Here is a 12,930-nt window from a genome sequence, read left to right on the forward strand (position 1 = left end):
GATGGCGTTATTAAATGTAGATAAATTATCGGTGCATTTCGGCGATGAGAACGCGCCGTTCCGCGCCGTAGACCGCATCAGCTATAGCGTGAATCAGGGTGAAGTGGTCGGTATTGTGGGGGAGTCCGGTTCCGGTAAATCCGTCAGTTCGCTGGCGATTATGGGCCTGATTGACTATCCCGGGCGGGTGATGGCGGACAAACTGGAGTTCAATGGCCGCGACCTGCAGCGCATCTCTGAAAAAGAGCGGCGTCAGCTGGTGGGGGCGGAAGTGGCGATGATCTTCCAGGATCCGATGACCAGCCTCAATCCGTGCTATACCGTCGGCTACCAGATTATGGAAGCGATCAAAGTTCATCAGGGCGGCAATAAGCAAACTCGCCGCCAGCGGGCCATCGACCTGCTGAACCTGGTGGGCATTCCCGATCCGGCGTCGCGGCTCGACGTTTACCCGCACCAGCTTTCCGGCGGGATGAGTCAGCGCGTGATGATCGCGATGGCGATTGCCTGTCGGCCAAAACTGCTGATTGCCGATGAACCGACCACCGCACTGGACGTGACTATTCAGGCGCAGATCATCGAGCTGCTGCTGGAGTTGCAGCAGCAAGAGAATATGGCGCTGGTGCTGATCACCCACGACCTGGCGCTGGTGGCCGAGGCGGCGCATAAAATTATCGTCATGTATGCGGGTCAGGTGGTGGAGACCGGTGATGCGAAGGATATCTTCCGCGCGCCGCGTCATCCGTACACCCAGGCGCTGCTGCGCGCGCTGCCGGAGTTCGCCCAGGATAAGGCGCGTCTGGCGTCGCTGCCGGGCGTGGTGCCGGGGAAATATGACCGTCCTGTCGGCTGTCTGCTGAACCCGCGCTGCCCCTATGCCACGGATAAATGCCGGAGCGAAGAGCCCGCGCTCGCGGATCTTACCGGCGGCCGTCAGTCTAAATGTCACTACCCACTCGATGATGCCGGGAGGCCTGGATTATGAGTACGCAAAAGGCCGCCACGCAACAACCGCTGTTGCAGGCCATTGATCTGAAAAAACACTACCCGGTGAAGAAGGGAATATTCGCCCCGGAACGACTGGTGAAAGCGCTGGACGGCGTCTCCTTTACCCTTGAGCGTGGTAAAACGCTGGCGGTGGTGGGAGAGTCGGGCTGCGGCAAATCGACCCTCGGTCGTCTGCTGACAATGATTGAGATCCCCACTGGCGGTGAGCTGTATTATCAGGGGCAGGATCTGCTTAAGCATGACCCGCAGGCGCAGAAGCTCCGGCGGCAGAAAATCCAGATTGTGTTCCAGAACCCGTATGGTTCGCTGAACCCGCGAAAAAAAGTGGGGCAGATTCTGGAAGAGCCGCTGTTGATTAACAGCAGCCTGAGTAAAGAGCAGCGCCGTGAAAAAGCGCTGGCGATGATGGCGAAGGTCGGCCTGAAAACCGAGCATTACGATCGCTACCCGCATATGTTTTCCGGCGGTCAGCGCCAGCGTATCGCTATTGCCCGCGGGCTGATGCTGGATCCGGACGTGGTGATTGCCGATGAGCCGGTTTCCGCGCTGGACGTTTCGGTACGTGCCCAGGTGCTGAACCTGATGATGGATCTGCAGCAGGATTTAGGGCTGTCCTACGTGTTTATCTCCCACGACCTGTCGGTCGTCGAGCACATCGCTGATGAAGTGATGGTGATGTATCTCGGCCGCTGCGTGGAGAAGGGCACCAAGGACCAGATCTTCAACAATCCGCGTCATCCGTACACCCAGGCGCTGTTGTCGGCGACGCCGCGTCTGAATCCGGACGATCGGCGCGAGCGGATCAAGCTGACCGGCGAACTGCCGAGCCCGCTGAACCCACCGCCGGGCTGCGCCTTTAACGCGCGCTGCCGTCGACGCTTTGGTCCCTGCACCCAGCTTCAGCCGCAGCTTAAGGATTACGGCGGCCAGCTGGTAGCCTGCTTTGCCGTCGATCAGGATGAGAATCCGCAAAAACCCCACGCCTGATGGCACACTCCCGGTCCCAGGACCGGGAGTTTCTCTTCCGCCGGAGAGGAAACCTGGCAACACCGTTTATTACCGCAGTTTCTGCCATACTCTCGGAGCATTCTTCGTCGATTATCCGAAAAAATAAGCCTTTCAGTCCATTTTTATAGAATTAAAGAGAAATTAAAATGGTTCAGGTTTATTCTTTCGTTCAACTGACGCTATGATTTCATCATGGCGTAATACTTTTATATAAAAACGACTGGGAAGCGCGATGGTTGCGGGGGTTAAGGATGTACGCATACCTAAAAAATGGGGCTATCCTTCTGAAAGGGAAGTGTTAGTGTAGCGATACTTCTGCCGTGGAATCATCCCAAAAATCAAATTCTAAACTATTATAACCCTGTCAATCGTGTGTATTGGTACGTCACCACCGGCGCTTTATCTGCCATACCAGAAGCGTCACGATATTTTTAATATACCCAGAAAATAACAACAAACTTAATATGACATTTTTAAAATCATGAGGTTATCAATGAACCATTATGATGATCTGCAGCGCTTTCAAGAAAAAACGCGGACGCAAAACCTCAAATTTCAGGATCTTTCTTCGCAAGCCGCCACGCGGGAACATGGGGATTGGGCGATCCTCAATCAGCTGAATCCCGACGCCGGGAAACCCGCTTCTCTGGCGCTGGGAGGGTCGGTCTCCGCGCCGCTGCCGCAGCCCGTGCCTGCGGATCTCTTCCAGCGTGTCGACCCTGTGGTCGCCGCGCCAGCATCACCTCCGGTTGCGCCAGTCCCCCCAGTTATTGCCGCGATCCCACTGCCGGTCGCAGAACCTGCAATGCCGGAACCTGTCGCTCCGGCGCCAGCGATGACGGCAGAGCCCTTGGCAGCGACGCCAGTACCTGAACCGGTGATGGCCCCGCCGCCGAGGATGGCCCCGCGGCCTGCGCCGGGCGCCGACAACTATGCCCACCTGTTCGCGGCAAAAACCGCGGAGCCGGTGGCGAAAAATAAAGACCAGCCTTTGAAATCTCTTCTGGAAAGGATCGCTACATGCCGTTGATTTGCGTCTGTTCACCGAAAGGTGGCGTGGGGAAAACGACCCTTGCGGCCAATTTAGCTTATTCGCTGGCGCGGACCGGCAGCAAAGTCCTGGCGCTGGATTTTGACGTCCAGAATGCGCTGCGTTTGCATTTTGGCGTGCCGTTGAGCGATGAGCGGGGCTACGTGGCGAAGGCGCTGGAACTGCATGACTGGAGCCAGTGTGTGCTGAGCGCCGGCAGCAATATTTTCGTCCTGCCTTACGGCGAAGTGAGCGAAGCGCAGCGTCAGGCGTTTGATGAGCAACTGACCCACAATGACCATTTTCTCCAGCGCGGTCTGTCGGCGCTGCTCAACTATCCCGGGCTTATCACCATCGCCGATATGCCGCCAGGGCCTTCACCGGCGCTGAAAGCCCTGACGGGGCTGGCGGATCTGCATCTGATCCCGCTGCTGGCGGATACCGCCTCAATGTCGACCCTGGCGCACGTGGAAAAGCAGCGCCTGACCGGCGGGGCGCTGAATCACAAGCACGGGCACTATTTCGTCATAAACCAAAGCGATAGCCGTCGCCAGGTCAGCCGGGACGTCACCAGCCTGATGGAAGAGAAACTGGGCGAGCGACTGCTTGGCGTGATCCATCGTGATGAAAGCGTGGTAGAGGCTAATGCCTCGCAGAAGTCGATCCTGGACTTCAACGCCTCCTCCGCAGCGGCCTTTGATATTGAAATCATGGCTAAAAAAATATCTTCGCTGTTGGGTATCCATATTGGCGATGGCACGGTGCACAGCCAGCCACGCATGTCAGGGCTTTAACTTATTGCAGGGCTGCTGAATGAAAAAATCTCTTTTTTGGTTGCTGGCGCTGGTGCTGTCTCCCGTCGCCGTGCTGGTGGTGATCACGCCGATGGACAGCCAAAAGCAGTATATTTTTGGTCTGCTTAGTATCGGTATTCTCTTTCTGATGGGCTTCAGCAAGCGCCGCAGCGTATCGGTCATTATGGTCGTCACGTCGCTGCTGATGTCCACGCGTTACATGTATTTTCGCCTCACGCAGACCCTGCACTTCAACTCATCCATTGAAGCCATTCTCGGGATGGGACTCTTTCTGGCGGAAGTTTATATCTGGGTGATGCTGCTGCTTAACTACCTGCAGACGGTCTGGCCGCTGAAGCGCGGCATTGTTCCACTGCCGGATGATATGAGTAAGTGGCCGACGGTCGATATCTATATCCCGAGCTATAACGAACCGTTAGAGGTGGTGCGCGATACCGTCCTGGCGGCACAATGCATTGATTATCCAAAAGATAAAATGAAGATCTATCTTCTGGATGATGGCAAACGCAGTGAGTTTGCCGTGTTCGCCGCCGACGTCGGCGTGGGCTATATCACCCGTAACGACAACAAGCACGCCAAAGCGGGGAACCTTAACCATGCGCTGACCCTGACCCACGGGGAGCTTATCTGCGTTTTCGACTGCGACCACGTCGCCACGCGCGTCTTCCTGCAGGCCACCGTCGGCGGTTTCCTGAAAGATCCGATGCTGGCTCTGGTGCAGACGCCGCACTATTTCTATTCCCCGGACCCGTTTGAACGTAACCTCTCCGTCGGGCGCAACATCCCGAACGAAGGGATGTTGTTCTATGGCCCGATTCAGCAGGGGAACGACAACTGGAACGCCACCTTTTTCTGCGGCTCCTGCGCGGTGATCCGCCGCGAGGCGCTGGCGCAGATCGGCGGTTTCGCTGTCGAAACGGTGACCGAAGATGCCCATACGGCGCTGAAGTTTCAGCGTCTGGGATGGAAGTCGGCCTTTCTCGATATTCCGCTGGCGGCTGGTCTCGCCACCGAACGTCTGGTGGTGCACGTCATCCAGCGTACCCGCTGGGCGCGCGGGATGACGCAGATCTTTCGCGTAGATAATCCCCTGTTTGGTCGCGGCCTGACCTTCCAGCAGCGCTTGTGCTACCTGAGCGCCATGCTCTACTACCAGTTCGCGCTCCCGAGGGTGGTGTTTGTCACCGCCCCGCTGGCTTATCTGCTGTTTAACCTCAATATTATTTACTCTTCAGCGAGCCTGATTGTCTCCTATGCCCTGCCGCATCTGTTCCTCGCTATTTACGTTGGTTCGCGAATGAACGGCCGCTATCGCTACAGCTTCTGGGGGGAGATCTACGATATTGTACTGGCCTTCCACCTGGTGCTGCCGACTCTGGTGACGATGATTTTCCCCAAACGCGGCAAATTCAACGTTACCGATAAGGGCGGGCTGCTTGACGTCGGTTACTTCGATTTCACCGTGGTGCGGCCGCATCTGGTGGTGGCCTGCCTGCTGGCCCTGGGGGTGGTCGTCGGCATCGTCCGGGCGATAGGCCATGACTACTTTGGCTCGGATCCCAACGTTATCGCCCTCAACGTCGGGTGGGGGATCTACAGCCTGATCTTCCTGCTGGCGGCGATTGCCGTAGCGCGCGAAACGCGGCAGGTGCGAAAAACCATTCGTATCGATGTCGACATTCCGGTGGTGATCCATTACGCCAGCGGTATCGTTTCCCGCAGCCATACCGCGGACCTGTCGATGGGCGGCTGCCGCGTGGCCGCGCCGGATATGCGCCATCTGGAGGATGATATCGAAGAGATTGAGCTGATCCTGCAGTCCGGGGCTATCTCCATCCCGGCTCAGCTGGTCACCTCGGATGAGCGCTTCCTGCGCCTCAAGTTTGATGAAGATATTCCTCTCTCACGCCGCCGTGAACTGGTGCGGGTGGTGCTGGCCCGCGCGGATGCCTGGATTAATCCGCCGCGCCCGCAGGATAACCCGTTCCGCTCCTTCTTCACCATTTTGCGCTGCGTGTTCGAACTGTTCTGGTTGACGTGGAAAACCCGTCGCAGCCAGCGCAGCCGGACGGCTGTGGCGAAAACGGCGCAGGAGGATGGGACGTTATGAAGCGATTAACGACGCTGGCGCTGCTGGCAGGGATGTTCTCTGCGCCTGCGCTGCACAGTGAAGAGCCGGCTACTGGCGCTTCAGCCCCGCTGAGTTTTCCGCAGCTCAACGGCGCGGCGGACAATGAGCCCGGTGACGAACCTCCGGCGGCCGCTCCGGAAGAGGCCACGCCAGCGGTAGCGCCCGCCCCCGCAGGCGATGCGGCGTTGACAACGCCTGTGCCTGAGATGCCCGCAGTAACCCCGCCGGTGAGCGACACGGTTGCGCCCGATGTCATCCCCGTCGCCCCGGTTTGGGGAGGCGATCTGAATCTGGCGCAAATGGGGATGCCGGATGGCATTATCCTCAGCGGCGGCCAGCGGCAGGGGGGCGTTAGCTTTACGCTGCCTTCCGACCAGGTGGTGATCCATTCCCAGCTCAGCCTTGCCGTCCGCGTATCGCCGGAAATGGCGAGCCGCAACGCCACCCTGCAGCTGATGCTCAACGGTCAGCCCCTCGGCACTCTGCCGCTGGGTGCCGATGGCGAGGATGTCTCACATTATCAGTTGGATATTCCGCCTGCGCTGATGGTCTCCAGCAATAACCTGAGCGTGAAGATCAACGATGGCGATACCCTGCAGTGCCAGCGTGACATTCATGATTCATCGCGGGTGACGGTGCTGCCCACGTCGCATTTCAGCTGGGAAAGCCAGCAACTGAACATCAGCGACGACCTGAGCCACTTCCCACGCCCCTTCTTTGACAGTATGCAGATGACCCCGGCGGACATCGCGGTCGCCTATGGGGCGAAGCCGTCGGCTGACGTCTTCAGCGCCGCGGCGCTGGTCTCTTCATGGCTGGGTATCCAGGCGGACTATCGCGGCATCGCCTTCAGCGCCCTGCGCGATCGCCTGCCGGAACGCCATGGTATTGTGATTGGCCATCCGGGCGAGCAAGTGGGCGGCATGACGCTGCCGGAAACCGATAAACCGCTGCTGCGCATCATCGCCAACCCCGCCAATCCGGCCTACAAACTGCTGCTGATTGTCGGTAAAAACGATACCGCGCTGCGCATGGCCGCCTGGCGGTTGACCCGCGGCAACTTCGCGCCGCAAACCGCGACGCTGGATGTCGAACCGCAGACCATCCCGGTTGGTAAAGCGTACGATGCGCCGCGCTGGATCCCCACCGATCGTCCGGTCAGGCTCAGCGAACTGTTGCGTAAGGATCAAAGCCCGACCGTCAGCGGCGTCTGGCATGAGCCTTTACGTATCGCCTTTCGCGCCGCGCCCGACCTCTATCTCTGGGATGGCGAGACGATCCCGCTACAGGTTGGCTACCGCTTCCCATCGGAAAGCTGGATTAATGAGGACAAGTCCCTGCTGAGCGTCACGCTCAACGGTACCTTCCTCAATAACCTGGCGATGAACAAGCAGGGGCCGCTGGAGAAAGTCTGGCGCCACCTCGGGGGCGATGCGCGCCAGGAGCGCTTTACCATCCCGCTGGCGCCCTACCTGATCTACGGCGATAACCAGCTGTCGATGTACTTCAATGTGGTGCCGAAGGACGATGTTCCGTGCTCGGTGCTGCTGAATAACAATATCAAGAGCCGGATCACTGACGACTCCTGGATTGATTTGAGCAAAACGCGACACTTCTCGCTGCTGCCAAACCTCTCCTATTTCGTTGGTGCCTCATTCCCTTTCTCGCGACTGGCGGACTATTCGCAAACGACGCTTATGCTGCCGGCGGACCCGTCTGAGACCCAGGTGGCCACCCTGCTGAATCTGGCGGCGCGCTCCGGAAATGCGACCGGCACCGCGCTGGCGAATAACCGCGTCGTGCTCGGGATGCCGACCGGTGGCGCGGATCTGCAGTCGCTGCGCGAACGTGACGTGCTGGCAGTCACCGCTCTCGATCAGCAGGCCTTTAACCAGAGCCTGCTGGCTGATTCACCGTATCGTCCGGTGGATAACACACTGAGCGTCCGTGAGCCTGACCTGTGGCAAAAAGTGCAGCGTCGGCTCACCGGCGACTGGACCTCGGCCAGCCTCGATGCCGATCGCTACTTCTCGTCCAGCAGCGCCTGGCGCGGGTTCATCAGCTATCGTTCGCCGTGGAACGCGACTCGCCTGGTGGTGGTGGCGATGGCCAGCAATGATGACCAGCTGGCGCGATTGAAGACCGATCTGGACTCGCCGCGTATCAACGCCGGGATCCGTGGCGATACCGCGGTGATCACCAGTGATAACGGGGTGCGCAGCTTCCAGGTCAGCACGCCGTTCCCCAGCGGTCAGATGCCGTGGTACATGATGGCTGTCTGGTATGCCAGCCAGCATTCCGGTTTCCTGGCGGTGCTGGGGCTGATTGCCACCTCGATAATGGGACTGGCGCTGACCGCGATGTTTAAACGTCATGCCCGTAAGCGTCTGGGTTCGGGGGATAACTAATGAAAAGAAAGATAACAATAACGATGAAAACCTCCCGCCGGCTCACGACGTTCTGCCTCACCGGCGCGTTGACTCTCGGTGCTTCTGGCGGCGCGCTGGCGGCAGGTAACGACGCGGCGCTGCAGGCGCTGTTCGCCCAGGCCAACTACTGGCATGAGAAATCCCATGACGAACTGGCGATGGAGTCCCTGCAGAAGGTGCTTTCGGTCGATGCCAATAACACCCAGGCGCTGTATCTGATGGCGCTCTGGTCGCAGCAGGGTGGCGATATGCAGGCGGCGGCGCAGTGGCGCGCCCGGCTGGCGAAAGCGGCGCCGGACAGCCCGGGGCTGCAGGATTTAGACAACGCTAAAAAGATGTCGCAGGTGCCGCAGGGGCAGCTCAGTCTGGCCCGCCAGCAGGCGCGCGGCGGCAATATTCCCGGGGCGCTGGCGACCTGGCGCAGCATGTTTAATGGCAATACGCCGCCTGCCGGGCTGGCGGCGGAATATTACCTGACCATGGCCAGCGACAAATCGCTTTATCCGCAGGCCATCAGCGAACTGCGCCAGTACGTGGCCCAGCATCCGCAGGAGAACGCCCCGCGGGTGGCGCTGGGCAAAGCCTTAACCTGGCGGGAAGAGACCCGCCGGGAAGGGATCGCTCTGCTCGAGCCGATGGCCAGCGGCAATAAAGAGGCGGACAGCGGCTTGCGTCAGGCGCTGCTCTGGCTGGGCCCGCAGGCCGGGGATGAGCAGTATTACGATACCTGGATGCAGCGGCATCCGCAGGATAGCGAAGTTCAGAATTACTTTCGCGAACGGCGCAGCGGTCAGGCGCGCGGCCAGGGCTACGCCAATCTGAACAGCGGCAATACCGCCGCCGCGAAGCAGCAATTTGAAGAGGTGCTGCAGACCAACCCGCAGGATGCCGATGCGCTGGCGGGCATGGGTTATATCGCGCAGCGCAGCGGCGACTACCAGGCCGCGTCACAGTATTTGAGCCGGGCGGCGGATCTCGGCGGCGACGCCTCGGCGACCCGTCGTCAGCAGGCGGCCGATGCGCTGTTCTACGGCCAGCTGGCGCAGGCGCAGCAGGCCTATAAGCAGGGCAATATTAGTCAGGCGCTGGCGCTCTCCGCGCCGCTGGCGCAGCAGAGCGGGGCGCGGGGCGCCTCGGCGAAGCTGTTCCGCGCCGATGTGCTGCGGCATAACAAAGATTTGCCCCAGGCGGAGCAAACGCTACGCTCGCTGTTAAGCGACGACCCGCAGAACGCGGCGGGGCGGGAAAACCTCTATTACGTGCTGCGCGAGCAGAATAAATCCGCCGAGGCGCAGGCGATGCTGCAGACGCTCCCGCAGAGCCTGCAGCAAAAACTGCAGCCTCGGGTGGTGGCCGGTATGCCGGGCGATGCCGTGCGCCGTCAGGCCCAGGCGCAGGTCAGCAGCGGTAATCCAGCCGGCGCGATTGCCACTCTGCGCGAAGGCGTCGCCCGCTATCCGGACGATCCCTGGCTGCGCCTTGATCTGGCCCGGCTGTTGCAAAAATCGGGTAACGGCAGCGAGGCCTCTTCGCTGATGTCGGCGGCCTATCGCCCCGGCGCCAGCAACAATGCGCTGTATGCCGCCGCCCTGTTTGCCAGCGAAAACGGCGCCTGGCAGCAGGCGCAGACGCTGCTGGCGCGCATTCCCGGCGGCAGCCAGACCAGCGACATGCGCGATTTACGCCAGCGGGTGAACTACAACCTGCAGCTGGCGACCGCCGAAAACTATCTGGCGCAGGGCAACCGCACTGCCGCCAGCAATACCCTGCGGGCGATGGCCTCCACGCCGCCGAAAGCCCCGGCGGACGCCGGCAAGCTGGCGCGGCTGCTGGCCGAGAGCGGCGATCTGACTACCGCGGTCTCGCTGGTGCGCAACAATATCAGCAGCGGGGTGTCCGGCAACGCCGGTGATTACGCCGATCAGATTGCGGTGCTGAATCAGGCCGGGCTGACCGGCGAGGCGCAGAACCTGCTCAGCAATCCGCAGCTGCAGGCCAGCAGTACGCCGACGCAGCTGGCGAGTATTCGCAATGGCTATGTGATCAACGAAGCCGATCGCCTGCGCGAGCAGGGCAACTACGCCGCGGCGTATGACAAGCTGATCCGCGCCATGCAAAGCGACCCGCAGAATACCGATCTGATGTTCGCGATGGCGCGGTTGTACCAGAGCGGCAAAATGAATAAAGAGGCCGGGGTGGTTTATGACTACCTGATGACGCGTGATACGCCGAACCAGGATGCGCGCGCCGGGGCCATCGACGTGGCGCTGTCGGCGGGGAATAACGATCGCGCCGAACAGCTGGCCGGCGGCTTGCGTCAGGATAACTCCCCGGACCGCCTGCTGCTGCTGGCGAGAGTCGCAGAGGCGCAGGGCCATCATCAGCAGGCGATGACCTACCTGCGTAGCGCCCGCGGCAAACTGCTGGGTATGCAAAGCACCAACAGCAGCGAAACGCCGACCGTCGGCGGGGTGCTGGCGGCGGATAACCCCTTCATCGGCGTGTCGCAAACGTCGGCGCCGACGCGGACCGCTTCCACCTACGGACAGTATATGCCGTGGCAGGTCGCCCAGTCGGCCGCCGCGCCCGGTTCCACGCTGCCGGGGATCCAGCGCCCCGATCTGCCAGTGGACACCGCCGAGACGCGGATGCTGCGCCAGGTGGACACCATGATGGAGTCTCTGCAGGAGAAAACCGGCAGCTGGCTGCAGGGCGGTATGGACGTGCGCGGGCGCGACGGCGAATCGGGTACCAGCAAGCTGACGGAGCTCCGGACGCCGCTGACCTGGTCTTCTTCGCCATTTGGCGATTCGCGCTTTGACTTTACCGTCACCCCGGTGTCGTTGAACGCCGGAACCGCCAGCGGCGACGCCTGGCGTCGCTACGGCGCCAACCCGCTGGCTAACGCGGTCTCCAATATGGTGAGTACCGCCACCAGCGAGCAGGCGGCGATCGCCTCGATGACCGAGGCGGAGCGGACGGCCTATTTTGCCAGCAATCCGGGGGCCGAAGCCTTAAGCGGCCTGGGCACCCTGAATGCGGCAGATTTCAATCCGACCACCAGCAGCGGGATGGAAAACCTGGCGAAGCTCGGGAGCTATGATTCGGGACAGGTCGCCAGCTATCTGGCCTCTTCCAGCCTTAAGCCGAACGTTGACCAGACCAGCGGCTCAACCGATTCGCAGAAGGCTAACGGCGTCGAGCTGGCGCTGGCGTTAAGCGGTGACGATTATCGCGTCGATATTGGCAGCACGCCGCTGGGCCAGGATCTCAATACCGTTGTCGGCGGGGTGAAATGGTCGCCTAAGCTGAGCAACTACCTGTCGCTGATCCTGACCGGCGAACGCCGCTCACTGACCGACAGCCTGCTTTCTTACGTTGGTCTGAAAGACGCCTATTCCGGTAAAACCTGGGGGCAGGTGACGAAAAACGGCGGCACCCTGCAGCTGAGCTATGACGACGGCGACGCGGGCTTCTATGTCGGCGGCGGCGGATACAGCTATCTGGGGCAGAACGTCGCCAGCAACACCAGCATTAACGCCAATGCCGGGGTCTATCTGCGGCCCTATCATGACGAATACCGCCAGTTACAGACCGGGTTGAGCATGAGCTATATGGATTATTCCAAGAACCTCAGCTACTTCACCTATGGCCAGGGGGGCTACTTTAGCCCGCAAAACTATGTCAGCGTGTCGCTGCCGGTCAGTCTGACGGAGAAATATGATAACTGGACCATGAAGCTTGGCGGCTCGGTGGGCTACCAGTCTTACAGTCAGGATAAGAGCGCCTATTTCCCGACCAATTCGGAGTGGCAGCAGACCCTGGAGACGGCGGTGAGCAATGGGTTTGCCAAGGAAGCCTACTATTCCGCGACCTCGAAGAGCGGCATCGGCTATACCCTGCGCGCCGGGGCGGACTACAAGGTTAACAAACAGATGACGCTGGGGGGCCAGATTGGCTATGACACCTTCGGGGATTATAACGAAAGCACCGCCGGGCTCTATATCCGCTATATGTTGGGAGATCATTGATGATGACGGAGAACAATAACCCGGTGGTCACGACCTGGTTCCAGCAGCAGCAGACGCCTGCCGGATGGTTCGATCTGTTGGTTATTATGGTCGAAGGTATGTTAAATAATGCCGGCGAGCTGGAAAGCCAGCCCTTCCTGCGTCAGATGGGCGCCTCGCTGGCGGAGACCCATCCGCTGCCGGCGTCGGAGACGGTGGGAGAGCTGGAGGCGAATATCAACCGGCTGCTGACCCATTTCCACTGGGGCGTGGTGACGATTGATGTCGGTGAGGATGGCCTGCGCCTGCGCCATCAGGCGTTGCCGGTCAGCCGGGACGACGCGGGACGCGTGCGCTGGTGCAACGCGTTCTGTGCCATACTGGAGGGGTTATATTCTCGCTGGCTGCAGAGTCAGGGAGGCAGTGCTCATGTCGTTTTACAACGTGAGCGGGTGTTCTCTGTCTCTGACGTTCAGTTTCTTTACTACCATCCATAATG

General features: G+C 60.3%; 7 protein-coding genes and 2 pseudogenes. All 9 read left to right on the forward strand.

Features of this window, described 5'->3' with window-relative positions; translation table 11 throughout:
- The first annotated feature begins 1 nt into the window (after position 1).
- The 9 genes and pseudogenes from dppD to bcsD all read left to right on the forward strand — a co-directional run bounded on the left by dppD (position 2) and on the right by bcsD (position 12,928).
- Entirely contained in the window at positions 2 to 985 is a 984-nt protein-coding gene (gene dppD / locus R0140_RS01090; protein ID WP_012540347.1) for a dipeptide ABC transporter ATP-binding protein, read from the forward strand.
- Complete coding sequence (dppF, locus tag R0140_RS01095; protein ID WP_008806903.1) at positions 982 to 1,995, forward strand: dipeptide ABC transporter ATP-binding subunit DppF; 1,014 nt, start codon at positions 982 to 984, stop codon at positions 1,993 to 1,995. The genes dppD and dppF overlap by 4 nt, the downstream gene beginning before the upstream one ends.
- A gap of 24 nt (positions 1,996 to 2,019) precedes the next feature.
- A pseudogene (locus tag R0140_RS01100) lies at positions 2,020 to 2,193 on the forward strand (hypothetical protein); the annotation flags it as partial.
- 316 nt (positions 2,194 to 2,509) lie between these two features.
- A complete protein-coding gene (locus R0140_RS01105; protein ID WP_008806904.1) occupies positions 2,510 to 3,046 on the forward strand; it encodes a cellulose biosynthesis protein BcsO in 537 nt (178 codons plus the stop codon).
- 1 nt (position 3,047) lies between these two features.
- Positions 3,048 to 3,840 (forward strand): annotated as a pseudogene (locus tag R0140_RS01110) (cellulose synthase operon protein YhjQ/BcsQ).
- A 19-nt stretch (positions 3,841 to 3,859) separates the two neighbouring features.
- Complete coding sequence (gene bcsA / locus R0140_RS01115; RefSeq protein WP_008806906.1) at positions 3,860 to 5,971, forward strand: UDP-forming cellulose synthase catalytic subunit; 2,112 nt, start codon at positions 3,860 to 3,862, stop codon at positions 5,969 to 5,971.
- On the forward strand, positions 5,968 to 8,400 hold the full coding sequence (bcsB, locus tag R0140_RS01120) for a cellulose biosynthesis cyclic di-GMP-binding regulatory protein BcsB (protein ID WP_032740321.1): 2,433 nt from the start codon (positions 5,968 to 5,970) through the stop codon (positions 8,398 to 8,400). Before bcsA ends, bcsB begins: the two co-directional genes overlap by 4 nt.
- Complete coding sequence (locus R0140_RS01125; RefSeq protein ID WP_032740320.1) at positions 8,400 to 12,452, forward strand: cellulose biosynthesis protein BcsC; 4,053 nt, start codon at positions 8,400 to 8,402, stop codon at positions 12,450 to 12,452. Before bcsB ends, R0140_RS01125 begins: the two co-directional genes overlap by 1 nt.
- The gene (bcsD, locus tag R0140_RS01130) at positions 12,452 to 12,928 is read left to right on the forward strand and encodes a cellulose biosynthesis protein BcsD (protein WP_008806909.1); all 477 of its coding nucleotides are present in this window, start codon (positions 12,452 to 12,454) and stop codon (positions 12,926 to 12,928) included. The genes R0140_RS01125 and bcsD overlap by 1 nt, the downstream gene beginning before the upstream one ends.
- Positions 12,929 to 12,930 lie beyond the last annotated feature (2 nt).

The sequence above is a fragment of the Klebsiella sp. w6 genome (assembly GCF_033100215.1).
Taxonomy (GTDB): Bacteria; Pseudomonadota; Gammaproteobacteria; order Enterobacterales; family Enterobacteriaceae; genus Klebsiella; species Klebsiella variicola.